The organism is Actinomadura terrae (genome assembly GCF_022751215.1).
Classification (GTDB): Bacteria; Actinomycetota; Actinomycetes; order Streptosporangiales; family Streptosporangiaceae; genus Spirillospora; species Spirillospora terrae.
Window position 1 is genome coordinate 2,137,017 of record NZ_JAICDG010000001.1, and the last position, 24,775, is coordinate 2,161,791.

The 24,775-nt window shown below is 73.7% G+C and carries 17 protein-coding genes and 1 riboswitch; of the genes, 9 read left to right on the forward strand and 8 right to left on the reverse strand.

The window, feature by feature from the left end; all coding sequences use genetic code 11:
- Positions 1-249 precede the first annotated feature (249 nt).
- The 4 genes from K2F47_RS09435 (at position 250) to K2F47_RS09450 (ending at position 6,831) form a co-directional block, all read left to right on the forward strand.
- On the forward strand, positions 250-2,238 hold the full coding sequence (locus tag K2F47_RS09435) for a PP2C family protein-serine/threonine phosphatase (RefSeq protein WP_242902379.1): 1,989 nt from the start codon (positions 250-252) through the stop codon (positions 2,236-2,238).
- A 486-nt stretch (positions 2,239-2,724) separates the two neighbouring features.
- A riboswitch (cyclic di-AMP (ydaO/yuaA leader) is annotated at positions 2,725-2,880 on the forward strand.
- Between the two features lie 11 nt (positions 2,881-2,891).
- Entirely contained in the window at positions 2,892-3,659 is a 768-nt protein-coding gene (locus tag K2F47_RS09440; protein WP_242902380.1) for a CHAP domain-containing protein, read from the forward strand.
- Positions 3,660-3,863: 204 nt separating this feature from the next.
- A complete protein-coding gene (locus K2F47_RS09445; protein ID WP_242902381.1) occupies positions 3,864-5,606 on the forward strand; it encodes a glycosyltransferase family 2 protein in 1,743 nt (580 codons plus the stop codon).
- Positions 5,593-6,831, forward strand: coding sequence for a glycosyltransferase (locus tag K2F47_RS09450; RefSeq protein WP_242902382.1), 1,239 nt, complete (start codon positions 5,593-5,595; stop codon positions 6,829-6,831). The genes K2F47_RS09445 and K2F47_RS09450 overlap by 14 nt, the downstream gene beginning before the upstream one ends.
- A gap of 7 nt (positions 6,832-6,838) precedes the next feature.
- Here K2F47_RS09450 and K2F47_RS09455 read toward each other — a convergent pair whose 3' ends face one another.
- From K2F47_RS09455 to K2F47_RS09465, 3 genes are read right to left on the reverse strand one after another with little or no spacing between them, the layout of a single operon-like run.
- Positions 6,839-8,500, reverse strand: a complete 1,662-nt coding sequence (locus tag K2F47_RS09455; RefSeq protein ID WP_242902383.1) for a glycerol-3-phosphate dehydrogenase/oxidase — start codon at positions 8,498-8,500, stop codon at positions 6,839-6,841.
- Between the two features lie 37 nt (positions 8,501-8,537).
- Positions 8,538-10,052, reverse strand: a complete 1,515-nt coding sequence (gene glpK, locus K2F47_RS09460; RefSeq protein WP_242902384.1) for a glycerol kinase GlpK — start codon at positions 10,050-10,052, stop codon at positions 8,538-8,540.
- Positions 10,045-10,881 (reverse strand): MIP/aquaporin family protein, encoded by an 837-nt coding sequence (locus K2F47_RS09465; protein WP_242902385.1) that lies wholly within the window; start codon positions 10,879-10,881, stop codon positions 10,045-10,047. Before K2F47_RS09465 ends, glpK (K2F47_RS09460) begins: the two co-directional genes overlap by 8 nt.
- 238 nt (positions 10,882-11,119) lie before the next feature.
- Here K2F47_RS09465 and K2F47_RS09470 point away from each other — a divergent pair, with 238 nt between their 5' ends.
- From K2F47_RS09470 to K2F47_RS09480, 3 genes are read left to right on the forward strand one after another with little or no spacing between them, the layout of a single operon-like run.
- Positions 11,120-11,887 carry an IclR family transcriptional regulator gene (locus K2F47_RS09470; protein WP_242902386.1) on the forward strand — a complete coding sequence of 256 codons (768 nt, stop codon included), beginning with the start codon at positions 11,120-11,122 and terminating at the stop codon, positions 11,885-11,887.
- Positions 11,888-11,924: 37 nt separating this feature from the next.
- Positions 11,925-13,451: a glycerol kinase GlpK gene (glpK, locus tag K2F47_RS09475; protein WP_242902387.1), complete on the forward strand. Its 1,527-nt coding sequence runs from the start codon at positions 11,925-11,927 to the stop codon at positions 13,449-13,451.
- A gap of 33 nt (positions 13,452-13,484) precedes the next feature.
- Positions 13,485-14,249, forward strand: coding sequence for an enoyl-CoA hydratase/isomerase family protein (locus tag K2F47_RS09480; RefSeq protein ID WP_242902388.1), 765 nt, complete (start codon positions 13,485-13,487; stop codon positions 14,247-14,249).
- A gap of 170 nt (positions 14,250-14,419) precedes the next feature.
- Here the strand turns inward: K2F47_RS09480 and K2F47_RS09485 are convergent, their stop codons facing one another.
- The 4 genes from K2F47_RS09485 to K2F47_RS09500 form a co-directional block, all read right to left on the reverse strand.
- Entirely contained in the window at positions 14,420-15,190 is a 771-nt protein-coding gene (locus K2F47_RS09485; protein ID WP_242902389.1) for an ABC transporter ATP-binding protein, read from the reverse strand.
- On the reverse strand, positions 15,190-16,242 hold the full coding sequence (locus tag K2F47_RS09490) for a FecCD family ABC transporter permease (RefSeq protein ID WP_242902390.1): 1,053 nt from the start codon (positions 16,240-16,242) through the stop codon (positions 15,190-15,192). Before K2F47_RS09490 ends, K2F47_RS09485 begins: the two co-directional genes overlap by 1 nt.
- Positions 16,235-17,308, reverse strand: a complete 1,074-nt coding sequence (locus tag K2F47_RS09495; RefSeq protein ID WP_242902391.1) for an ABC transporter substrate-binding protein — start codon at positions 17,306-17,308, stop codon at positions 16,235-16,237. Before K2F47_RS09495 ends, K2F47_RS09490 begins: the two co-directional genes overlap by 8 nt.
- A 71-nt stretch (positions 17,309-17,379) precedes the next feature.
- Positions 17,380-18,030 (reverse strand): hypothetical protein, encoded by a 651-nt coding sequence (locus tag K2F47_RS09500; RefSeq protein ID WP_242902392.1) that lies wholly within the window; start codon positions 18,028-18,030, stop codon positions 17,380-17,382.
- A 102-nt stretch (positions 18,031-18,132) separates the two neighbouring features.
- On the opposite strand from K2F47_RS09500, the gene K2F47_RS09505 reads away from it, so the two are divergent.
- Positions 18,133-19,143 (forward strand): aldo/keto reductase, encoded by a 1,011-nt coding sequence (locus K2F47_RS09505; RefSeq protein ID WP_242902393.1) that lies wholly within the window; start codon positions 18,133-18,135, stop codon positions 19,141-19,143.
- Positions 19,144-19,155: 12 nt separating this feature from the next.
- Here the strand turns inward: K2F47_RS09505 and K2F47_RS09510 are convergent, their stop codons facing one another.
- The gene (locus tag K2F47_RS09510) at positions 19,156-20,607 is read right to left on the reverse strand and encodes a serine/threonine-protein kinase (protein ID WP_242902394.1); all 1,452 of its coding nucleotides are present in this window, start codon (positions 20,605-20,607) and stop codon (positions 19,156-19,158) included.
- Positions 20,608-20,824: 217 nt separating this feature from the next.
- Here K2F47_RS09510 and hrpA point away from each other — a divergent pair, with 217 nt between their 5' ends.
- The gene (hrpA, locus tag K2F47_RS09515; protein ID WP_242902395.1) at positions 20,825-24,763 is read left to right on the forward strand and encodes an ATP-dependent RNA helicase HrpA; all 3,939 of its coding nucleotides are present in this window, start codon (positions 20,825-20,827) and stop codon (positions 24,761-24,763) included.
- Positions 24,764-24,775 lie beyond the last annotated feature (12 nt).

A 24,775-nucleotide genomic window follows, 5' to 3' on the forward strand; every position in this document is an offset into this window, starting at 1 on the left:
GGACGCCGGGTGGGGCCTGTCGCCGTCCAATCGGAGGAAGTGGACCGCTCCAGCGTCGTTACGGACGGCGGACGGCCGCCCGGGTGTGGCCGGGAGGTTTCAGGGAAGGTGCCCCTGAACCGGTCGTCTCCGGGCCGAACGGAAAACCGGGTTAAAGATCTGGGCTGCTGATGAAATGACGGCGAATAGTCCTTCATCGGCGTATGTACCTTTTCTCCCGGGGCCATAGAACGCCGAATGGGGGACGCGGTGGCGGAAGCTGACGGCGGTGGGGCGCGGACGCCCGAGCCTTCGGGGCCGTCCGACCCTTCGCAGACGTCCGAGCCCGCGGGCAAGGCCGCGGCGGCCGGCCCGTCCGGCGCGCACGCGGCCGTGCCCGACCTCGAGGACCTGCGGGGCGCCGCGCACGACCGCGCGATCCTGGCGGAGGCGCGGGTGGTGCTGGCGCGGCGGCTGGGCGTCCCGCCGGGGGAGGCCCTCCAGCACCTCATCTGGTTGGCCCGCGACATGGACATGGAGCTGGCCGAGGCGGCGGCGCTGGTGGTCGGCGCGCGCGACCAGGGGGAGGGACCGGGCCCGGCGGGCGCGGCGCCGGCGGGGCGGCGGGCGCCCCGGGCCAAGGGCGCCGACGAGCGGCGGGCGGTGGTGACGCAGGCCGAGGACGTGCTGCGGCGCGTCCGCACCGAGGACACCGCCGACGACGCGGGCATCATCGCCGGGCTGCCCGAGGACCCGGTGGCCAGGGCGTTCCTGGACGGGGCACTGGACAGCGCGGCGCACCTGGTCCCTGTCCGGGACGCGGGCGGGCGGGTCGCCGACTTCCTCTACGCCGAGCTGAACGACCTCGCGCGGGACCTGTTCGGCCGGGGCGCGGAGGAGCTGACGGGCCGCCGGCTGTTGCAGACCGAGCCGGGCATGGCGATGAGCGGGCTCTTCGACGACTTCGTGGAGGTGGTGGAGAGCGGGACGCGGCTGGAGCGCGCGTCGATGACGTACTCGACCGCGCAGGGCGGGCTGTCGCGCACGTCCCGGATGAGCGTCCGGTGCGTGGCGGCGCCCACCGGACTGTGCATGGGCTGGCGCTACCACGACGACGCGGACCGGCAGGCGCGCCGGCTGGAGCGGGTCGAGCGGCTCGCGCTGCTCGGGTTCGGCGAGTGGGACCTCGCCACCGGCGAGGCGGAGTGGACGCCGCAGATGCTCGCCAACTACGGCCTGCGCGCCGACCAGGTGCCGCCGATGCCCGACGACCTGCCGAAGGTCGTGATGGACGACGACCTGCCGCTGGTGGAGGAGGCCGTCCAGACGCTGTTCTCCCGCCGGGAGCCGGTGGAGGCCGAGCACCGCGTCGTCGGGCCGGACGGCGCGCCGAGGCACCTGTGGGTGTTCGCCGAGCCGGTGCTGGACGACTCCGGGCTGCCGGTCTCGATCAACATCGTCTCGCAGGACATCACGCGGCGGCGCGGGATCGAGCGGGCCCTGGCCGAGACTCGGCGGCGGATGCTGGAGCAGCAGGCGCAGACGGCGCAGGAGCGGCGGGTGGCGGTGACCCTGCGCCGCGCGATCCTGCCGGACGAGAGCGAGCTGGACGAGCTGCCGGGGCTGAGCGTCGACCTGCGCAGCCTGGCGGCCGAGAGCACCGCCCGCATCGGCGGGGACTGGTTCGCGACCCGGGCGATGCCCGACGGGCGGGCGCTGTTCGCGATCGGCGACGCGGCGGGCCACGGGCTCCCGGCCGCCGCGGCGATGGCCCGCACCCGCAACGGCCTGCTCGGGCTGGCGTGCACCGGGAAGCCCACGGGACGGCTCGTGGGCTGGTTGAACGAGCTGGTCGGGCACATCCAGCCGCCCGCGACGGGCACCGCCGTCGTGGCCCGGTTCGAGCCGCGCCGCCGCGTCCTGGAGTGGACGTGCGCGGGGCATCCGCCGCCGATCCTCGTCCGGGGCGGGCGGGCGGCGCCGATGGAGGTCGTCTCGGACCCGATGCTCGGCGCGATGCCCGACTGGGCGTACGGGACGGCCAGGACCCGGCTCAGGCGCGGCGACCTGATCTTCCTCTACACCGACGGGTTGGTGGAGCGCCGGGACGCCGATCTGGACGAGCAGATCGAGCGGCTGACCGCGATCCTGGCCGAGTGCACGGCCGGCCCCGAGCCGGTGCTGGACGAGGTCCTGGCGCGCATGGAGCACGACCGCGCGGCCGACGACACGACGCTGTTCGCCCTGCGCGTCGAGTGACCCAGATCACTCCCCCTGCTGTCCGGTGACCCTGGGTGACGTAGGACTCATTCCGGGTTTAGGGCGGGCCGCCGTGGCCCTCCTCCACGGCGCCGATGACCTTTTTTACCCGGCCGTTGCGTACGGGGGTCAAGGTAAAGCCAGGTCCGGGACGGAAGGGCGGGATTCCAGCCCCATAAGGGTTGCGGGGCCCTCCGGTGAGCCCCGGCGAAGAACGGGGGAAAGATCGGGAAGACCCGGCGGGCCCCCGGCGTTGGGACTCCCTTGAGAGGGCTTTGAGCAGGCAAGACTCAGTTTTGTGCCTGGTTTGCTTTTCTTGAGAAGGTTGGTACCTTCTACCCGAATCACCCAACGCGTTCCATGCGTTGTGGGCCGGTCGCGCCGAGCGCGTCCGGCGGTCGCGGAGCGGATCCCGCCCGCGACGCGCGCCCAATGACGCGCGCTCCTCAGGTCAGTCACTGAGATACATCCGAACGCATCGCGCCGTGCGATGCGAGGCCGAGTCCGTGCCGGTCGTCCCAGACCGCATGGAGCCGGGGACCCAGTTTCCAGGGGTGAATCGGGGCGCTCCCAGAGCGCGCCGTAGGGCTCTTCCATGCCCGAATCCGTCAGCTAACCCGGTAGGCGCCATGGAAGACAAGGAGATCCCCTGCATGACCGGTCGTTTCGATCGTCTTTCCACCAGCCTGTCCCGCCTGTCCCCTGAGGACAGGGCCGTCGGCACCGCCGTCGGCGCGGTCCTCGTCGGCGCCCTCGGGCTGGCCGTGTTCAACCCCCTCGCGAGTGGCAGCGCCACCGCCGAGACCCCTGCCCGCGCCGCCTCGCTCGCGCACGTCGGCGGCAAGGCCGCGCACGCGGAGAAGGCCGGGGCCCCGGCGGTCTCGCAGGCCGCCGAGGCCCGCCGCGAGGGCTTCAAGGTGCCGCCGCACCGCGTCCAGGCCAAGGAAGTGATCAAGATGGCCGAGTCGCAGGTCGGCATCCGCGAGGGCAAGGGCGGCAACACCAAGTTCCACAAGTGGTACATGTCCACCCCGCACGCGGCCGAGACCGCCAAGCGCGACGGCGGCGCCGTCAGCGAGTACAAGGGCGCGAGCTGGTGCAACATGTTCGTCTCGTGGGTCGGCGCGCAGGTCGGCGCCAAGGACATGGGCTGGGACGCCTACACCGTCCAGCACGCCACCTGGTTCAAGAAGGAGGGCCGCTGGGGCCAGACCGCCAAGCCCGGCGCGGTCGTGTTCTTCGACTTCAAGGACGGCCGTAGCGGCGGCATCGACGGCATCGAGCACGTCGGGTTCGTCGTCAAGGACAACGGCAACGGCACGATCAGCACCGTCGAGGGCAACACCGGCGACGCGGTGAAGCAGAAGATCCGCCAGAAGTCGCAGGTCGTGGGCTACGGCTACCCCGACTACTCGGGCTGATCCACCCGTACCCACCCAGCCTCACGAAGTACGCACGGAAGCCGCCCGGCCTTGCCGGGCGGCTTCCGGCATGCCGGGCCTCGCCCGGTGCTCCCGGTTTCGGGTAATGGGAATCATTGAGGCCCTTTGATCGGTCTTGGACGTTCCCGCGGCGTTCCTGGAAAGACTCCGGCTGACGGGGCAAGCCGGGAGGGGGGACCGCCCATGCGGGCGCGCCCGCGGGTCAGCGTGGTAGTGATCGCCTACAACGACGAGCGGCGGCTGCCGCGGGCGGTGGCCTCGACGCTGGCGCAGTCGCTGGGCGGCGTGCAGACGGTGATCGTCGACGACGCGAGCACCGACGGGACGGGCCGGGTGGCCGACCGGCTGGCCGCCGCGCATCCCGGCCGGGTCGCCGCGGTGCACCTGCCGTCCAACTCCGGGGGCTGCGGTGGGCCGCGCAATGCCGGGATCGAGCGGTCCGACGGCCGGTACCTGATGTTCCTCGACAGCGACGACCTGCTGGACCGGCACGCCTGCCTCAACCTGGTCGCCGCCGCCGAGGAGACCGGCGCCGACCTGGTCTCCGGGCTCTGCGAACGGATCTTCCTGGACGTCCCCGAGGGCGGCCGGGACCGCGTCCGCCCCTGGTTCCCGTGGCTCTACAGGCGCAGCGTCCTGTACGGGTCGCTGGGCGAGTACCCGAACCTGCTCTACGACACGCTCTCCACGAACAAGGCTTACCGCCGGGACTTCCTGGAGCGGGCCGGGCTGCGGTTCGTCGAGAAGCTCCACTACGAGGACCTGCTGTTCACCGCCGAGGCGTACCTGGCGGCGGAGGGGACGGCCCTGATCCCGCACCGCGTGTACAGCTGGCTCGTCCGGGAGCGGGCGGCGGCGCCGTCGATCTCCGACCGGCGCGCCGAGACGGCCAGTCTCGCCGACCGGCTGGAGATCCACCGGCGCATCGACGCGCTGTTCGCGCGGCACGGGGCCCACGAGCTGAAGCGGGCGAAGGACACCAAGTTCGTCAACCACGACCTCCCCCTGCACCTGCGGGACCTGCGCGCCGAAGGCCCCGGCCACCGCGCGCGCTTCCTGGCCCTCGCCTCCGCCTACCTCGCCGAGGTGGACCCGCGGGCGATCGAGGCCGCCAAGCCGCTGCCCGCGATCGCGGCGCTCCTGCTCCGCGAGGGCGACCACGAGGGGGCGCTGGCCGCCGCCGAGTACGACCGGCTGGAGCGTCCCGAGCTGCGCGTTCACCTGCGGGAGCGGGACGGGCGGGTCTACTGGGGCGACCCCGGCGGGGAGGCGCTCGCGCGCCGCGTCCTGGACGTGACCGGCCTCGGCCTCCACAAGCGGTCGCTGAGGAAGCTGCGCCCGGCCAACACCGTGACCCGGCTGGAGACGCGGGACGGCCTGGCGCGCATCGCTGGATACGTGCTGAACCCGCTCGGCCGGATCCCCCCCGACGCCCCGCTGACGGCCTCGCTGGAGTTCCGCGACCGGCGCCGCCCCTCCAGGACGGCGCGGACGGCCGCGCGCGTCGAGCACCGGGGCGACCGGCTGGCCTGGAGCGCCGAGTTCGACCCGGTGCGCCGGATTCGCCCGATCGGCCTCGCCGACCCTGTCTGGGACGTGCGGCTCCGGCTGGGCACCGGACGCGGGGAGCTGGTCACCCGTCCCGGTGCGGGCCCCGGATCACCTTGCCTGGACGGTGTCGCGTTCCCGGTACGTCCCCGGCTCACACGGCTCGCCGCCGACCGGTTCCGCTCCTACGTCACCGCGGGCGGGCATCTGGCGTTCACCCTCGACGCCGGCGGGAGGCGGGGCAGGATGGCACGGGCGGTCGTACTGGGCGCCGCCGCGTCCCCGCCCGGACGGCTGGCCCGGCGGCTGGCCGGGGCGGCCCGGCGCGGAGCCGCCGCACCGCGCCTCCCGGGAAGGAGCGGGCGTGGCCGGACGTGACGTCCTCATCATCTGCGACAACGTCGACGCCATGGGCGGCCTCCAGCGCTGGGCGCACCTCATGGCCCGCCTGCTGGCCGGACGCGGCGACCGCGTCACGCTCGTCGGCGTCACCGGGGCCGCCGTGTCCCACCACCACGGCCGGGACGGCTCCTACGCCGTGGAGGTGCTGCACCGGCGCTGGCGCCCGCCCGCCTTCGCGTGGCGGCCCACCACGGCGCGGCAGCGCCTGAACCCGGTGGCCTTCGCGCGCGAGCTGTGGCGCCGGGCGTCCCAGCGGCGCGGCGCCGCGCGGCTGACCGAGCTGTTCGTCGCCGCCCGTCCCGGCGCCATGGTGATCGTGGCGCAGGTGTGGGCGATGGAGTGGGTCCGGCGGGCCGACACCTCGGGGCTGCGCGTCATCGGCATGAGCCACGAGTCGTACGCGGCGAGCCGCCGCTCCTCCCGCCACCGGCGGGTCAAGGAGCACTTCGCCCGGGTGGACCGGCTGCTGGTCCTCACCGCCGAGGACGCCGACGCCTGGGCGCGCGACGGGATGACCAACGTCGACCACATCCCGAACCCGCTGCCGGTCGAGCCGCGCGCCCGCCCGACCCTCGACCTGCCCGTCGTCGCCTGCGTGGGGCGCCTGTCCCACGAGAAGGGCGTCGACCTGCTGCTGGAGGCGTGGGCGGAGGCGGTGGCGACCCGTCCCGGCTGGCGGCTGCACGTCTACGGCGGCGGGCCACGGGAGGCGGAGCTGCGCACGCGGGCCGTGGCCGCCGGGATCGCGGGCTCGGTCGAGTTCCGGGGCGTGGTCGCCGACGTCGAGGACGCGCTGATCGAGGCGTCGGTCCTCGCGCTGCCGTCCCGGGACGAGGGGCTGCCGATGTCGGTGATGGAGGCGATGGCCTACGGGCTGCCCACGGTCGCCTTCGACTGCGCCCCCGGCGTCCGCGTGCTGATCGAGGACGGGCAGTGCGGGCTGCTGGCCCCGAAGCGCGACACGGCCGCGTTCGCCGCCGCGCTCGGCCGCCTGATGGACGAGCCGGACCTGCGGCGGGCGCTCGGCGGCGCGGCCCGCGCGTCCGTCCGGCGGTTCCACCCGGACGCGGTGCTCGCCCGCTGGGACCGGCTCTTCGGCCTCCTCGACGACGCCGCGTCCCCCGCCCCCGAGGAGAGCGCCTCGCAGAAACCCCACGCGGGGACCGCCCCCGAACCCGCCCTGGAGAGCGATTCCCTCTAGAGCGCGCTCAGGCTGCGGTGACCGGCGGTTCGGCCGCCGCTGGGCCGCCGCGGCGTTCCGACCTGACCAGCAGCGCGTACCGCTCGATTTCGCCGGCGACGTCCTCGGCGCTCCAGCCCAGGCGCGGCGCGAGCAGCCCCGCGACGTGCTCCGCCGTCTCCAGGCCGCCGTCCCGCTCCTCGATCAGCACACGGAGGCGGCGGGCGAGGACGTCGTCCAGGTGCAGCGCGCCCTCGTGCGTCACCGCGTGGACGGCCTCGGCGCACAGGTAGTCCTCCGCGCCGGGCAGCGGCGCGGCCAGCGCCGGGTCGGCGGTGATCAGGTCCAGGACGTCGTGGACGCACGATCCGTACCGGCGCAGCAGATGCTCGACCCGCGCGACGTGCAGCCCCGATCCGGCGGCGATCCGGCGGCGGTCGTTCCACAGCACCTCGAAGCCGACCGCGCCGAGGATCGGCAGCCGCTCGGTGACCGACGCGGGCACCGGCTCCTCCAGGCCCGCGGCGGCCGCGTCCACCGTGTCCCGCGCCATCACCCGGTAGGTGGTGAACTTGCCGCCCGCCACCACGACCATGCCCGGGACCGGCTCGGCGACCGCGTGCTCGCGGGACATCCGGGCCGTGTCGCCCTCCTCCGCCGACAGCAGCGGGCGCAGCCCCGCGTACACGCCCTCGACGTCCTCGCGGGTCAGCGGCGTGCGCAGCACCGCGTTCGCCTGGTCGAGGATGTAGCCGATGTCGGTGTGGTCGGCGACCGGCGCGTCGGGCGCGTCGTCCCAGGGCGTGTCGGTCGTCCCGACCAGCCAGTGCCGCCCCCACGGGATCACGAACAGGACGCTCCGCTCCGTCCGCGTGACCAGGCCCGTGTCCATCGGGATCCGGTCGCGCCGGACCAGCAAGTGCGCGCCCTTGGACGCCTGCACGCCGATCCGGGCCCGCCGCCCCGTCATGGCCTGAGCGGCGTCCGTCCACACCCCGGTCGCGCAGACGACCCGGCGGGCCCGGACGGCGATCTCCCGCCCGGCCTCCAGGTCCAGGACGCGCGCCCCGGTCACCCGCTCGCTCTCCCGCAGGAACCCCGTCACCCGGGCGCGGGTCGCGATCCGGGCCCCGTAGTGCGCGGCCGTGCGGGCGACCATCATCGTGTAGCGCGCGTCGTCCACCTGCGCGTCGTGGTACTGGATCGCGCCGACCACCACGTCCGGGCGCAGCGCCGGGGCCTCCCGCAGCGCGCCGCGCCGGGTCAGCTGGCGGTGCCGGGGGAGCGCCCCGGCACCGCCGATCGTGTCGTACAGCGTGACGCCCGCGCCGACGTACGCCCGCTCCCACATCCGGTGCCGCAGCGGATACAGGAACCGGACCGGCCGCACCAGGTGCGGCGCGAGCCGCAGCAGCAGCCCCCGCTCCCGCAGCGCCTCCCTGACCAGCCCGAACTCGCGCCGCTCCAGGTAGCGCAGGCCGCCGTGGATGAGCTTGCTGGAGCGGCCCGACGTCCCGGACGCGAAGTCGCGCGCCTCCACCAGGGCCACGGACAGCCCCCGGGAGATCGCGTCCAGGGCGACGCCCGAGCCGGTGATGCCGCCGCCGACCACCAGGACGTCGAACTCCGTCCCGGCGAGGTCGCGGAGGGTGTCCTCGCGGTACTGCGGTCCGAGCGCTACGGATCTCACTGCGTGCTCCCATGCTCCCGATGAGATGGCGGCCGCGTCAGTCGACGTCGACCCAGTCGAGGGTGCGGCCCACGGCTTTCTTCCATCCGGCGTAGCCGTGTTGGCGTTGGTCGTCGGTCCAGGTGGGCTGCCAGCGTTTGTCCTGGTTCCAGTTGGCGCGCAGTTCGTCGGTACCGGTCCAGAAGCCGGTGGCCAGTCCGGCGGCGTAGGCGGCGCCCAGGGCGGTGGTCTCGGCGACGACGGGTCGCGAGACCGGGACGCCCAGGATGTCGGCTTGCAGTTGCATGCACAGTTCGTTGGCGGTGACGCCGCCGTCGACCTTCAGCACCTCCAGGTGGACGCCGGAGTCCTTGGCCATGGCCTCCACCACGTCGCGGGACTGGTAGCAGATGGCCTCCAGGGTGGCGCGGGCCAGGTGGGCGTTGGTGTTGTAGCGGGAGAGGCCGACGATGGCGCCGCGGGCGTCCGAGCGCCAGTAGGGGGCGAACAGGCCGGAGAAGGCGGGCACGAAGTACACCCCGCCGTTGTCGTCCACCTGCCGCGCCAACGCCTCGCTTTGGGCGGCGCCGGAGATGATGCCCAGCTGGTCGCGCAGCCATTGCACCGCCGACCCGGTGACCGCGATCGACCCCTCCAGCGCATACACCGGCCGGTCCTGCCCGAACTGGTAGCAGACGGTGGTGAGCAGGCCGCTGTCGGAGCGCACCGGCGTCTCGCCGGTGTTGAGGAGCAGGAAGTTGCCGGTGCCGTAGGTGTTCTTGGCCTCGCCGGGCGCGAAGCACACCTGCCCGACGGTGGCGGCCTGCTGGTCGCCGAGCGCGGCGGTGAGCGCGACCTCGCCGCCCAGCACGTCCGGGCGTGTCACGCCGTAGGGGTCGGGTGCTGAGGAGGGTTTGATGGTGGGGAGCATGGCGTGGGGGATGGTGAAGAAGGACAGCAGCTCGTCGTCCCAGTCGAGGGTTTCCAGGTCCATGAGCATGGTGCGGCTGGCGTTGGTGGGGTCGGTGACGTGCACGCCGCCGTCGGTGCCGCCGGTCAGGTTCCACAGCACCCAGCTATCGATGGTCCCGAAGATCGCCTCACCTTTTTCGGCGGCCTCGCGGACGCCTGCGACGTTCTCCAGAATCCACTGCACTTTGCCGCCGGCGAAGTAGGTGGCGGGGGGCAGGCCGGCGCGGTGGCGGATGGTGTCGCCGCGGCCGTCGCGCTCCAGCGCGGCGGCGATGCGGTCGGTGCGGGTGTCCTGCCACACGATGGCGTTGTGGTAGGGGCGGCCGGTGCGGCGGTTCCACACCACCGTGGTCTCGCGCTGGTTGGTGATCCCCAGCGCGGCCAGATCCCCATGACCCAGGTGGGCTTTGTTGAGGGTGGTCTGGATCACCGCGCGGGTGCGTTCCCAGATCTCGGTGGGGTTGTGCTCCACCCAGCCCGCCCGCGGCAGGATCTGCTCGTGTTCCAGCTGGTGCCGGGCGACCTCGTTGCCGCCGTGGTCGAACACCATGAACCGGGTACTGGTCGTGCCCTGGTCCAACGCACCGACGAAGTCAGCCATGGGTGGGGTCTCCCGCCTTCTCGTATTCGGGCTCGGGTTGGGACGCGGGGGGCGCGTCGGAGGGCAGGAACCGGCCGATCAGGATCTTGTAGAGGCCGGCGCCGAGCACGCCGCCGACCAGCGGTCCGACGATCGGCACCCAGAAGTAGAGGTCGCCGTTCTGGTCCCGCCACGCCGTCCCGTATCCGGTGAGGTAGGAGGCGAGCCGGGGGCCGAAGTCGCGCGCCGGGTTGATCGCGTATCCAGCGTCCGTGCCGAAGGCCATGCCGATCGCGACGACCAGCAGGCCGATGATGAACGGCGCCAGGTTCGCCAGCGGCGGCGCGTTGCGGACGTCGGTGACGGCCTTGATCACGAACAGCAGGATCGCGGTGCCGATCACCTGGTCGCGGAACGCGCCCCAGGTGCCCACCGGAAGCGACCCGTTGCCGGGCAGCGTCGAGAAGACGCCCTGGGTCTTGATGGTGTGGCCGGGATCGGCCTTGGCGAGCACCTCGCTGTAGTTCCACCGGACGATCAGGGCCGCGACGAACGCCCCGAGCGTCTGCGCGGCGGCGTAGGGCGCCACCTTGCGCCAGGGGAACTCCCTGAACACCGCGAGGGAGAGCGTCACCGCCGGGTTGAGGTGCGCGCCGCTGATCCGCGCCGCGACGTAGACGCCCAGCGTGACGCCGAGGCCCCAGGCCCAGGCGATGCTGTCGTGGTCGCCGATGTCGGCGGCCGCCACCTGGGCGACGACGCCGATACCGAACAGGAGGAGGATCATCGTGCCGGCGAACTCGGCGGCGAGTTCACCGGCCGGCACCCCGATTCTGGTTGGTTCCGCCATGTCTGCTCTCCTCGGCGCGCGGGGGTGGACGCGGTGGCCTGGACGCTAGATGGCGACGGAACGGGTTACAACAGGTCAGTGCCGACATTGTCGAACACTTTCGCCGCCGTCCGGCGGCGGTTAACCTCGGCCGCGTGCACAAGATCACAGCGTTCGGGCAGTTCACGGCGCGGCGGACGGTGATGTCGGCGGCCGCCGACATTGTCGGCACGGTGTCCGCGGAACTAGCATCCGCCCCATGCCCGGACCTGTGCAGTCGATCGAGCGGGCCGCCGCGATCCTGCGGCTGCTCGCCGCGAGCCAGGGCCGGCTCGGGGGCGGCGAGATCGCCGCGTCCCTGGGCCTCGCCCGCGGCACCGCGCACGGCATCCTGCGCACGCTGGAGCGGGTCGGGTTCGTCGAGCGCGACGACGGCTCGGGCAAGTACCAGCTCGGCGCCGCGCTGCTGCATCTCGGCACAAGCTACCTGGACGTCAACGAGCTGCGCTCGCGGGCGATCAACTGGGCGGACGCGCTGGCCTCGCGCAGCGGCGAGGCCGTCCGGATCGGGACGCTGCTGGAGGGGCGGGTGCTGGTCGTCCACCACGTCTTCCGCCCCGACGACACGCTCCAGGCGATGGACGTCGGGACGCTGCTGCCGCTGCACGCGACCGCGCTCGGCAAGGCGCTGCTCGCGCACGACGCCAACGCGGCCGCGTCGATCCGCGACACCGTCCTGGAGCCGTACTGCAAACGGACGATCACCGAGCCGCGCGCGCTCGCCCGCGCCGCGACCCGCGTCCGGGAGAGCGGGTGGGCCGCGGAGGTGGAGGAGCTGTCGATCGGCGAGGCGGGTATCGCCGCGCCGATCCGCGGGCACGGGGGGCTGGTCGTCGGCGCGATCGGGATCTCCGGCGCGGTCGAGCGGGTCTGCGACGCCCGCCGCGTGCCCGAGCCGCGGCTCGTCGCGTTCGTCCGGGACGCGGCGCGCGCCGTCTCCCGCGACCTCGGCGGTTCGCGCTGGTGAAGCCCGGTAACGCGGGGCCCGGGGGAGGGGGCGGCCGGTGACCGAACGCTATGTCATGTCGATCGACCAGGGCACGACGTCCACGCGGTGCATCCTGTTCGACCACGGCGGCCGGCTGGTGTCGGTGGCGCAGCGCGAGCACCGCCAGTACTTCCCGAAGCCCGGCTGGGTCGAGCACGACCCGCTGGAGATCTGGCGGAACCTGGAGCGGATCGCGCCGGAGGCGCTCGCGCAGGCGGGCGCGACGGCGCACCAGGTCGTCGCCGTCGGCATCGCCAACCAGCGGGAGACGACCGTCCTGTGGGACCGGCTCACCGGCGTCCCGATCGGCCGCGCGATCGTCTGGCAGGACACCCGCACCGCCGCGCTCGTCGACGAGCTGGCCCGCGCGCCGGGCGCCGGCGCGGTCCCCGAGCGCAGCGGCCTGCCGCTCGCCACCTACTTCTCGGCGCCGCGCGTCCGCTGGACGCTCGACCACACCCCGGGGCTGCGCGAGCGCGCCGAGCGCGGCGAGGTGCTGTTCGGCACGATGGAGAGCTGGCTGATCTGGAACCTCAGCGGCGGCGTCGACGGCGGCGTCCACGTCACCGACGTGACCAACGCGGGCCGTACGCTGCTGATGGACCTGCGCACGCTGGACTGGGACGACGACCTGCTGGCGTTCTTCGGCGTCCCGCGGGCGATGCTGCCGGAGATCCGCTCCTCCAGCGAGATCTACGGGACGGCCCGCAAGGTGTTCCCCGGCGTGCGGATCGGCGCGGCGCTCGGCGACCAGCAGGCCGCGCTGTTCGGGCAGACCTGCTTCGCGCCCGGCGAGACCAAGTGCACCTACGGCACCGGCGCGTTCCTGCTGATGAACACCGGAACGACGCCGGTGCGCTCGGCGAACGGGCTGCTCACCACCGTCGGCTACAAGATCGGTGACGAGCCCGCCGTGTACGCGCTGGAGGGCTCGATCGCGATCACCGGCGCGCTCGTCCAGTGGTTCCGCGACGGGCTCGGGCTGATCACCACCGCGCCGGAGATCGAGACGCTGGCCCGCGCGGTCGACGACAACGGCGGCTGCTACATCGTCCCGGCGTTCTCGGGGCTGTTCGCGCCGCACTGGCGCGGCGAGGCGCGCGGCGTCATCGTCGGGCTGACCTCCTACATCACCAAGCACCACCTGGCCCGGGCGGTGCTGGAGGCGACCGGCTGGCAGACCCGCGAGGTCGTGGACGCGATGAACCGCGACTCCGGGCTCGGCCTGCGGGAGCTGAAGGCCGACGGCGGCATGACCTCCGACAACCTGCTCATGCAGATCGTCGCGGACGTGCTGGACGTGCCGGTCGCCCGGCCGATGGTCGTCGAGACCGTCTCGCTCGGCGCCGCCTACGCCGCCGGGCTCGCGGTCGGGTACTGGGCCGGCCTGGAGGGGCTGCGGCGCAACTGGCACCGCGCGGCGCGGTGGGTCCCGGCGATGGACCCCGGACGCCGCGCCGCCGAGTACGACAACTGGCGGCGCGCGGTGGAGCGCACCTTCGGCTGGATCCGCGCCGAGGACGGCGACCCCGCCGACCGCTAGCCGACCGCCGGCCGACCCGAGGAGGGAACCCGCTTGATCACCGCGACCGACCACGGCACGACCCGGGTGCTCACGATCGACCGCCCGGAGGTCCGCAACGCGATCGACGTCCCGACCCGCGTCCTGCTGCGGGACGAGACGCGCCGCGCGATGGACGACCCGGGCGTGCGGGCGGTCGTGCTGACCGGCGCGGGCGGCACGTTCTCGGCGGGCGGCGACGTCCGCTCGATGGAGGGCGCGCGCCCGGAGGAGGTCCGGGAGCGGCTGGCGCCCCTGCACGAGGCGGTCCGGCTGATCGCCACCGGCGGGACGCCCGTGGTCGCGGCGGTCGAGGGCGTCGCCGCCGGGCTCGGGGTCTCGCTCGCCGCGGTCTGCGACCACGTGGTCGCCGCCGAGGACGCCCGGTTCGTCGCCTCGTTCGGCAAGGTCGGCCTCGTCGCCGACGGCGGTCTCCTCTGGACGCTCCCGAGACGCGTCGGGACGGGCCGCGCCAACGAGATGCTGTTGTTCGGGAGGGCCGTCCCCGCGTCCCGCGCCCACGAGATCGGCCTCGCCGACTCCCTCGCCCCGTCCGGCGGCGCGCTGGCGGCGGCCCTGGAGCGCGCCGCCGAGGCCGCCGCCCTCGCCCCGCTGGCGGTCGCCGCCGCGAAGCGCATGCTCACCCTGCCCGATCCGAGCCTGGACGCAGTGCTAGAGGCCGAGTGCGAGGAGCAGGCCGCCCTGTTCGGCACCGCCGACTTCGCCGAGGGGCGCGCGGCGTTCGCCGAACGCCGCGCGCCCCGGTTCGAAGGCCGCTGACCCGCGCCGGCCCCGCCGACCCCAAAGCATCAGCCGTCGCGCGAGTGCGTGACCTGACCGGTGGGGCGACGCCGGAGGCGAGCCCCACCGGGAAGATCGCGAAGCGATTGTGCACTCGCAAAGGCTCGGTCACGCCCCGAGCCGCCAGGCGAGGGGCGTGGGCCGTGCCTTCAATCGATACAGCTGGCGATGGCGATGTGCGGGCGGCCGGTGATCGGGTGGGCGCCGATGTGGGCGCGCACGCCGAACACCTCGGCGACGAACTCCGGCGTCAGCACCTCCAGCGGCGGTCCGGACGCCCGCACCCTCCCGTGTTCCAGTACGACGACCCGGTCGCAGTAGGCCGCCGCGTGGTCGAGGTCGTGCAGTGCGGTGAGCAGCGTCAGCCCGAGCGACCTGACGAGGTCGAGCAGGCCGAGCTGGGCCCGCACGTCCAGGTGGTTGGTCGGCTCGTCCAGCACCAGCAGCGGCGCCTCCTGCGCGAGCGCCCGCGCGACCAGGGCGCGCTGCCGCTCGCCGCCCGACAGCGTCGAGAACAGCCGTCCGGCCGCGTGCGCGAGCCCGACCCGCTCCAGCGACTCCGCGACGACCGCCCGGTCGGACGCGTCCTCGCGTTCGAGCAGGCCCTTGTGCGGGGCGCGCCCCATCGCGACGACCTCGGCGACGGAGAACTCCCCGGCCAGGTCGCCGTGCTGGGTGACGACGGCGCGGCGGCGGGCCGCGTGCCGGGCGCGCATCCGCCACAGGTCGTCGCCGTCCAGCGACACGGCCCCGGCGGCCGGGCGCAGCGAGCGGTAGACGGTGCGCAGCAGCGTCGACTTCCCGCTGCCGTTCGGGCCGATCAGCCCGACGAACATGCCGGGCTCGGCGACGAGGTCGATATCGGACACGATCGGCGTGCCCTCGATCTCGGCGGTGACGCCCGCGATGACCAGCCGCATCAGTGCTCGCCCCCCGACCGGCGCCGCAGCAGCCACAGGAAGAACGGGACGCCGAGCCCGGTGGTGAAGATCCCGATCGGCAGCTCGTTCGGCCGGTCGACGGTGCGGGCGGCGATGTCCACCGCGACGAGGAACACCGCGCCGCCCAGCGTCGCCACCGGCAGCACCCGCCGGTGGTCGCCGCCGACGAGGAACCGCGCCGTGTGCGGCACCATCAGCCCGACGAACCCGATGCCGCCGACCACGCTGACCGACGTCGCGGTCAGCAGCGACGCGACGACCAGCAGCGCGATCCGCAGCGTCCGCACCGACGCGCCGAGCCCGGCCGCCGCGTCGTCCCCGGCCGCCAGCGCGTTCAGGCCCCGCCCCTGGACCAGCAGGAACAGCGTGCACACGGCGATGACGGCGGCGGGCAGGCCGAGGTCGGACCAGGTGACGCCCGCGACGCTGCCCATCAGCCAGAACATCAGCCCGTGCAGTTCGGTCGGGTCCACCTGGAGCTGGACGTAGCTGGTCGCGGCCGAGCACAGGTAGCCGACCGCGACGCCCGCGAGGACGAGCCGCGAGTCCAGCAGCCGCCCGCCGCGCTGCGCGAGCAGGTACACGACGAGGACGCTGAGGACCGCCGTCGCGAACGCCGCGCCGGTCACGCCGATCCCGCCGGCCAGCGTCGCGCCCGACGACACCACCAGCACCGCGCCCAGCGACGCGCCGGAGGAGATCCCGAGCACGTAGGGGTCGGCGAGCGGGTTGCGGACGAGCGCCTGGAGCGCCACGCCCGCCGCGCTCAGCCCGGCGCCGACCAGCGCCGCGACCAGCACGCGCGGGGTGCGGATCTCCCATACGACCTGCTCGCGCAGCGGGTCGCCGGACGCCGACCCGGTGAGGTGCGCGCCGACGACCCGCCACACCGAGCCGACCGGCAGGTTCACCGACCCGATCGAGATCGCGGCGATGGCGGCGACGGCGAGCGCGACCACCAGGCCCGCGACGAGCACGCCGGTCATGCGGCCGGAGACCATGTGCGGCCCCCGGCGGGCCAGGTCAGCCATCGGCGTGCACCACCTTGGCGAGCTTCTCCACGGCCCAGGCGTTGAGCGGGCCGAGGAACGCGCCGTCCGCGAGCGTCGTGTACGTGCCGGTCTTGGACGCGCGCCACTGCGGGTACTCGGCGAACAGCTTCTTCGCCTCGGCGTCCGGCTTCTCGTTGGGGGTGAACATGCCGACGGCGACGACGTCGACGTCGGCCACGGCGAGCTGCTCCTTGGTGAGCGTGCTCGTCACGTCCCGGGACCGTCCGGCGAACGCGTTGACGCCGCCCGCCGCGCCGATCACCTCGTCGGTGATCCGCCCGGTCATCACGGCGGGCAGCCCGGAGGCGTTCATCATCGACATGCCCGGGTAGACGATCAGCACCTTGCGCGGCGGCCTCCCGGCCACCCGCGCCCGCACCGCCTCGACCCGGCGCCGCAGCCCGGCGGTCACCTCGGCGGCCTTGCGCTGGACGTCGAACACCAGGCCGAGCAGCCGCAGGAACTCGTGCGAGGAGTCGATCGAGATCCGCTCGTAGGCGCGCTTCTCCGCCGCCGACGCGCCCGTCTTGCCGTAGGCGCAGTTCACCGGGTTGACGAGCGTGGTGATCCCGGCGGCGGCGAGCTGCTCGCGGGTGGCGAGCCCGCGCTTGGCATCGAACCCGCCCGACCAGGTCGAGATCACGAGGTCCGGCTTGGCGGCGAGGACCTGCTCGGCGGGCACCTCGAAGTTCTTGTTCATGCTGAGCCCGCCGGTGGGCATCGCCTTGATCGCCGCGACCATCGACGGGTCGTCCGACACCCCGTAGGACTGGGCGTTGGCGAGGACGTGCCGTTGCAGACCGAGCAGGACGAAGCTCTCCGACTCGGCGACCGACGTCCCGTTCAGGATCAGGACGCGGCTCGGCGGGCGGGTGAAGGTCACCTTCTGCCCGCAGTTGCTGAAGGAGAGTGGATAGGACGTGGCGCCGGGCGCGCCGTCGAGCTTGACGGCCGTCGCGCCGCCGCCTGAGTCGCCGGCGCACGCGGCGGCGCCCAGCAGCGCGCAGACGGTGAGCGCGGACAGCGCTGCCTTGCGTTCGAACATGGGGGATCCCTCATTCCGGTGGGGTGATGGCATGCGGGGCACGCCGCACCGCCCCACCGGCTCGGGCGGGGTCAGGCGGCGCGCGGCGGGGCCACCGGAGGGCCGCGGCGCCGGACGGCGCGGGCCAGCAGCACGCCGAGGCGCGGCGCCGGATCGTCCGCGACCACCACCGGACGCGGCGGACGGCTCGTCCGCGCGGGCGCGACCGGCAGCGGCCGCGCGACCGCCGCGAAGACCGCCCCGTACAGCCAGGCCAGGGCGCGCTCGGCGCCCGAGAGCAGCAGCGCGGCGGCGAGCGCGGCGGCGGCGTGCCCCGCCAGCATCGACGGCCCGAGCCCGAGCCCGTGCGCCATCCCGGGGCCGTGCACCATCGCGGGGCCGGGTGCGGGCGCCATGGGCGGCGGGCCCGCGCCCATGTGGTGCGCGGGGCCGGAACCGGACACGGCGAAGGTGAAGGCGAAGTGGAACGCGACCTGGGCCCACCCGACCACGGCCAGAATGCGCCGGAACGACATCATCCGACCGGCGAGGCCGACGCACAGCGCGCCGACCACCGCGCCGGTGCCGAGGATGGCGGGGAGCGGCGGCACGCAGCAGGCGCCGCGGGCGCCGGCCATGTGACCTGCGAGCGCGAGCGCCGTGCACGCGGCCGCGAGGAAGGTGCCCCGCGCGTACCGCGTGCCCCGCGCGTACCGCGGCGTCGCCGCACCCGGACCGGTCACGCCGCTCAGCCTATGAGCGGGTCGCCGGCTCCGCCACGGCGCCCCGCGATCATCGCCGGTAACGTGAACAGATCGCGCAAACTAGAAGAAGGAGTACCGATCATGAAAAATCGTGACTTCGCGGGTAGGTCGGTGGGCGCGATCGGGCTCGGCTGCATGGGAATGAGCTGGGCCTACGGCGAGTCCGACGACGCGGCGTCGATCGCGCTGATCCGCGAGGCGCTCGACCTCGGCGTGACGTTCCTGGACACCGCCCAGCCCTACGGCGACGGTCACAACGAGGCGCTGCTGGGCCGGGCGCTCGCCGGGCGCCGGGACGAGGCCGTCCTCGCGACCAAGACCGGCCTGGTCGTCGAGGACAAGAAGACGTTCACGATGGTCCGGCGGGGCACGCCCGAGCACGTGAAGTCCTCCGCCGAGGACAGCCTGCGCCGCCTGGGCACCGACGTGATCGACCTGTACTACCTGCACCGCGTCGACCCGGACGTGCCGCTCGCCGACACCTGGGGCGCGATGGCGGAGCTGGTCGCCGAGGGCAAGGCGCGCGCCATCGGCCTCTCGGAGGTGGGCGTCGCGCAGGCCGCCGAGGCGCACGCGATCCACCCCGTCGCGGCGATCCAGTCGGAGCTGTCGCTGTGGACGCGGGACGCGATGGGCGCGCCGAGCACGGAGACCAGCGGCTCGGTCGGCATGCTCAGCGTGGTCGGCGGCGCCGGGGACGCGGGGGACGTGGTCGGCTGGTGCGCCGCCAACGGCGCCGCGTTCGTGCCGTTCTCGCCGCTCGGCCGGGGCTTCCTCACCGGGACCGTCTCCGCGTCCGACTTCGAGGACGAGGACTTCCGGAAGATCAACCCGCGCTTCCAGGAGGAGGCGGTGAAGGCCAACCAGCGCATCGTGGACGTCGTGAAGGCGGTCGCGGAACGGCACGGCGCCACCCCGGCGCAGGTCGCCATCGCCTGGACGCTCGCCCAGGGCGACCACGTCATCCCGATCCCCGGCACCAAGAAGTCCCGCTACCTGCGCGACAACGCGGGCGCCGCCGACCTGGAGCTGACCGAGCGGGACCTCGCCGAGCTGGACGCCGTGCCCCCGGCGGTCGGAGGAAGGTACTGACGTTCCGGGCGCTCAGCGCGGCCGGTAGTCGGCCAGGTAGCGGCGGACCTTCTCGGCGTACGGCATGAACCGCGCCGGGACGCCGCCCTCCTTCACAACGGTCTTGGAGGAGCTGCGGTAGCTGACCGCCAGGTTCAGCGCCGGGTCGCCCGGCACGCCCTTCAGGTCCTTGCCCCAGAAGCACAGGTAGCGGCCCATCGCCGGGATCGACAGCTCCGGGGTGATCTGGGCGGGCCGCGGTTCGGGGTTGTTGAGGCCGCCCGGCTGCCAGAACACCAGGATCTTCGGCGTCCACCGCGCGATGCCGTACTCGTCCTTCGCCGGGTCGGACAGGTGCGGGTCGAAACCGCTCTCGGCCTTCAGCATCGCGGCGATCAGCGCCGGGCTCAGGCCGGGCATCTCGCACCACGTGCCCGCCCGGACGATCAGGTCCCGGTACTGGCGGGGCACGTCGGACCCCGCGCGCAGGTAGCGCGACTGCGCGTCGTCCGCCGCGGACCCGTCGTCGCCCATGCCCGCGACGGCCCACGCCGCACCGCCCGCGACGACCGCCGCGGCCGCGAGGGCCGCCCCGGCGACGACGACCCGGCGGCGCGCGGGCCGCCGGGGCCGGCGGACCACCGCCGCCGGTGGTGAGTCGGGAAGCGGGTCGGTCGCGACGGAGCTGGTCGCCTCGGCCAGCGCGGCCCCGAACTCCTCCGCGCTCGGGAAGCGGCGCTCGCGGTCGGGCTCCAGCGCACGCAGCACGGCCGCGTCCACCCGGGGCGGGACGGCCGGGCTCAGCCGGCTCGGCGGCTCGGGCGGCGTGTGCGGCGGCTCGCCGGTCAGCAGGTGGTAGGTGAGCGCACCGAGCCCGTACACGTCGGCCCGCCGGTCGGGGGCGCCGTCGATGCGCGCCTGCTCGGGCGCCATGTAGCCGGGCGACCCGGCGGGCAGCGTCAGACTCGACAGCCGGTCGTCGGTGCGCGCGATGCCGAGGTCGGCGATCAGGACCCGCTCGCCCCCCTCCCCGCTCCCGTCTCTGTCTCCCGAGGCCGCCCGCAGCAGCACGTTGGACGGCTTCAGGTCGCGGTGGACGACGCCGAGCCCGTGCAGCTCCCCGACGCCCAGGATGATCTCCCGCGCGATCCGCAGCGCCTCGTTCAGCGGCAGCGGCCCGTCGGCCAGCCGGTCCTCCAGCGTGCCGCGGTCGGCGTAGGTCATCACGAAGTAGGGGCGCCCGTCGGGCAGCTCGCCGATGTCGAAGACCTGCACGAGCCGGGGCGAGTCGGCCCGCCGCAGCAGCCGCGCCTCCCGGACGAACCGCTCCCGGACGTCGGCGCGGTGCGTCCAGTGCTCACCGAGGATCTTGACGGCCACCGGCGCGTCGAGCTCCGGGTCGTGGCCCAGCCAGACCGTCGCGAACCCGCCCGAGCCGAGCAGGCGGACGATCGTGTGGCGGCCGGCGGTCCTCGGGGTCTCCATGTCACACCATCATGAGGGATGCTCCGGCCGAACGGTCAGTATCTCCAGGTGAAGGCTTCGGTACGCGGCGTGAGGGCGGCGGGAATCCGGGCCGGGCGCGCGGTGTTGTACGTCAGGCCCCCGGAAATTCGATCGCCCCGCATGGGACGTTGCGGCTACGGTGCGAAGGTTTGAGGGTGAGCGGGCCCGGGGCGCCCGAACCCTATCCTTGACGAGGATGATGAGGACGTCTGTGAACTCGCCGCTCGCCGGCCTGCGCGCGCGCCTGCCGTCGCTGACGCTGCACGACCAGCATCGCCTGCGCCGCCGCATCGACGGCGCGCAGAAGATGCGCGACGCCGCCCGCCGGGGCAGGGTCGCCGAGGAGATCACCGCCGAGATCGAGGCCGCCGAGCGGCGGGTCGAGCGGCGGCGCGCGGCCGTGCCCGCGATCACCTACCCGGCCGAACTGCCCGTCGCGCGCAAGAAGGACGACATTCTCGCCGCCGTCCGCGACCACCAGGTCGTGATCGTGGCGGGCGAGACCGGGTCCGGCAAGACGACGCAGATCCCCAAGATCTGCCTGGAGCTCGGCCGGGGCGTGCTCGGCTCGATCGGGCACACCCAGCCGCGCCGGCTCGCCGCCCGCACCGTCGCCGACCGGATCGCCGAGGAGCTCGGCACCGAGCTCGGCGAGGCCGTCGGCTACAAGGTCCGCTTCACCGACCGCTCCAGCGACGACACGCTGGTCAAGCTGATGACCGACGGCATCCTGCTCGCCGAGATCCAGACCGACCGGCTGCTGCGCCGCTACGACACGCTGATCATCGACGAGGCGCACGAGCGCAGCCTCAACATCGACTTCCTGCTCGGCTACGTCAAGGAGATCCTGCCGAGGCGCCCCGACCTCAAGGTGATCATCACCTCGGCGACGATCGACCCCGAGCGGTTCTCGGCGCACTTCGACGACGCGCCGATCGTGGAGGTGTCCGGGCGGACGTATCCGGTGGAGGTCCGCTACCGGCCCGTCACCGACCCCGACGACCCGTCCGCCGATCCCGACCGCGACCAGGTCCAGGCGATCCTCGACGCGGTGGACGAGCTGGGCCGCGAGGCGCCCGGCGACGTGCTGGTGTTCCTCAGCGGCGAGCGCGAGATCCGCGACACCGCCGACGCGCTCACCAAGCACCTCCAGCGGCAGCGGGGGACCGCCGAGGTCGTCCCGCTGTACGCGCGGCTGTCGGCGGCGGAGCAGCACCGCGTGTTCCAGCCGCACCGCGGGCGCCGGATCGTCCTCGCCACCAACGTCGCCGAGACGTCGCTGACCGTCCCCGGCATCAAGTACGTCGTCGACCCCGGCACCGCGCGGATCTCCCGCTACAGCCACCGCCTGAAGGTGCAGCGGCTCCCGATCGAGCCCGTGTCGCAGGCGTCGGCGAACCAGCGCAAGGGACGCTGCGGCCGCGTGTCCGAGGGCGTCTGCATCCGGCTCTACTCCGAAGAGGACTTCGAGTCCCGGCCCGAGTTCACCGACCCGGAGATCCTCCGCACGAACCTCGCCTCGGTCATCCTCCAGATGACCGCGCTCGGCCTCGGCGACATCGCCGCGTTCCCGTTCGTCGAGCCGCCCGACCGCCGCAACGTGAAGGCGGGCGTCGACCTGCTGCACGAGCTGGGCGCGATCGACCCGTCCGAGAAGGACCCGCGCAAGCGCCTCACCCCGCTCGGCCGCCGCCTCGCGCAGCTGCCCGTCGACCCGCGGCTCGCGCGGATGGTGCTGGAGGCCGACCGGAACGGCTGCGTCCGCGAGGTGCTCGTCATCGCCGCCGCGCTGTCCATCCAGGACCCGCGCGAGCGTCCGGCCGACAACCAGCAGGCCGCCGACGAGCGGCACCGCCGGTTCGCCGACCCCACCTCCGACTTCCTCGCGTACCTGAACCTGTGGAACTACCTGCGCGAACAGCAGCAGGAGCTGTCGGGCAGCGCGTTCCGGCGGATGTGCAAGAACGAGTTCCTGCACTTCCTGCGCGTCCGCGAGTGGCAGGACCTGCACGGCCAGCTCAAACAGGTCGCCAAGACCCTCGGCGTCACGGTCAACACCGCCGACGCCCCGCCCGACCGCGTCCACGTCTCGCTGCTGTCGGGCCTGCTCTCGCACATCGGCCTGGCGGACGCCGACAAGAAGGACGCCAAGCAGCGCCGCGGCCAGGAGTACATCGGCGCGCGCGGCGCGCGGTTCGCCGTGTTCCCCGGGTCGTCGCTGTTCCGCAAGCCGCCCCGCTGGGTGATGTCGGCGGAGCTGGTCGAGACGTCGCGGCTGTGGGCGCGGGTGAACGCCAGGATCGAGCCGGAGTGGATCGAGCCGCTCGCCGAACACCTCGTCAAGCGCTCCTACAGCGAGCCGCACTGGTCGAAGAAGCGCGCGGCCGTCATGGCGCACGAGAAGGTCACGCTCTACGGCGTGCCGATCGTCGCCGACCGCCGCGTCAACTACGGCTCCATCGACCCGGCCCTGTCCCGCGAGCTGTTCATCCGGCACGCGCTCGTCGAGGGCGACTGGGAGACCCACCACCGGTTCTTCCACGAGAACCGCGCCCTGCTGGAGGAGGTCGAGGAGCTGGAGCACCGCGCCCGCCGCCGCGACATCCTCGTCGACGACGAGACGCTGTTCGACTTCTACGACGAGCGCGTCCCCGAGGACGTCGTGTCCGGGCGGCACTTCGACGCCTGGTGGAAGCAGGCCCGGCGCGACGACCCCGACCTGCTCGGGTTCGAGAAGTCGATGCTCATCAACGCGACCGCGGGCGGTGTCAGCGAGGCCGACTACCCCGACTCCTGGCGGCAGGGGCCGCTGAGCCTGCGGCTGACCTACCAGTTCGAGCCGGGCACCGACGCCGACGGCGTGACCGTGCACGTCCCGGTGCAGGTGCTGAACCAGGTGCGGCCGGACGGCTTCGAGTGGCAGGTCCCCGGGCTGCGCGCCGAGCTGGTCACCGAGTTGATCCGGTCGCTGCCGAAACAGCTGCGCGTCAACTTCGTCCCGGCGCCCGACTACGCCCGCAAGGTCCTCGACCGCGTCGCGCCGCGCACCGAGCCGCTGCTGGACGCGCTGGAGCGCGAGCTGACCGCGCTGACCTCCGTCCCGGTCGCGCGGGAGGCCTGGGACACCTCCCGGCTGCCCGCGCACCTGCGGATCACGTTCCGCGTGGTGGACGACCGGGGACGGGCGCTCGGCGAGGGCACCGACCTGGACGAGCTGAAGCGCCGCCTCGCGGGCAAGGTCCGGGGGACGCTGTCCAAGGCGGCGGCCACGATCGAGCGGTCCGGGCTGCGCGAGTGGACGATCGGCGAGCTGCCGCGCACCTACGAGCGGAACCAGGCGGGCTACGACGTCAAGGCGTACCCGGCGCTCACCGACGAGGGCGACAGCGTCGCCGTCCGGATGTATGAGACCGAGTTCGAGCAGCGCCGCGCGATGTGGCTCGGCACCCGCAGGCTGATCCTGCTGAACGCGCCGTCGCCGGTGAAGCTCATCCAGGGCCGCCTCACCAACCAGGGGAAGCTGGCGCTCAGCCACAACCCGCACGGCTCCGTCGCCGCGCTCTTCGACGACTGCGTCACCGCCGCCGCCGACCGGCTCATCGCCGAGGCGGGCGGCCCTGCGTGGGACGAGGAGGGGTTCCGCGTCCTGTACGACCGCGTCCGCGCGGACCTGCACGACGCCACCGCCGCGATCGTCGCGCTGGTCGAGCGGATCCTGGCCGAGGCCCACGAGATCGACCGGCGGCTGCGCGGCACGACGAGCCTGACGCTCGTGCCCGCGCTGACCGCCGTCCGCGCCCATATCGCGGTACTGGTCAAGCCGGGGTTCGTCACCGAGACCGGCTGGCAGCGGCTGCCCGACCTGCCCCGCTACCTGCGCGCACTCCAGGTGCGGCTCGACAAGCTGCCCGAGAACCCCGGACGCGACCGCGCGCTCGCGCATCAGGTCGAGACGCTGGAGCAGGAGTACGAGCAGGCGCTCCGCCGGCTGCACCCGGCCCGCCGCGACGGCGAGCCCGCCAAGCAGGTCCGCTGGATGCTGGAGGAGCTGCGGGTCAGCCTGTTCGCCCAGCAGCTCGGGACCCGCTACCCCGTGTCGGACAAGCGCATCCGCAAGGCCCTCGCGCAGCTCTAGCGGCCCGACCAT

Bases quoted from the DNA above. Each gene is read 5' to 3' on its own strand.
- K2F47_RS09440 (WP_242902380.1), top strand. From the start codon at position 2,892: ATGACCGGTCGTTTCGATCGTCTTTCCACCAGCCTGTCCCGCCTGTCC.
- K2F47_RS09445 (WP_242902381.1), top strand. From the start codon at position 3,864: ATGCGGGCGCGCCCGCGGGTCAGCGTGGTAGTGATCGCCTACAACGAC.
- glpK (WP_242902384.1), bottom strand. From the start codon at position 10,052: ATGGCTGACTTCGTCGGTGCGTTGGACCAGGGCACGACCAGTACCCGG.
- K2F47_RS09465 (WP_242902385.1), bottom strand. From the start codon at position 10,881: ATGGCGGAACCAACCAGAATCGGGGTGCCGGCCGGTGAACTCGCCGCC.
- K2F47_RS09470 (WP_242902386.1), top strand. From the start codon at position 11,120: ATGCCCGGACCTGTGCAGTCGATCGAGCGGGCCGCCGCGATCCTGCGG.
- K2F47_RS09485 (WP_242902389.1), bottom strand. From the start codon at position 15,190: ATGCGGCTGGTCATCGCGGGCGTCACCGCCGAGATCGAGGGCACGCCG.
- K2F47_RS09490 (WP_242902390.1), bottom strand. From the start codon at position 16,242: ATGGCTGACCTGGCCCGCCGGGGGCCGCACATGGTCTCCGGCCGCATG.
- K2F47_RS09495 (WP_242902391.1), bottom strand. From the start codon at position 17,308: ATGTTCGAACGCAAGGCAGCGCTGTCCGCGCTCACCGTCTGCGCGCTG.
- K2F47_RS09505 (WP_242902393.1), top strand. From the start codon at position 18,133: ATGAAAAATCGTGACTTCGCGGGTAGGTCGGTGGGCGCGATCGGGCTC.
- K2F47_RS09510 (WP_242902394.1), bottom strand. From the start codon at position 20,607: ATGGAGACCCCGAGGACCGCCGGCCGCCACACGATCGTCCGCCTGCTC.
- hrpA (WP_242902395.1), top strand. From the start codon at position 20,825: ATGATGAGGACGTCTGTGAACTCGCCGCTCGCCGGCCTGCGCGCGCGC.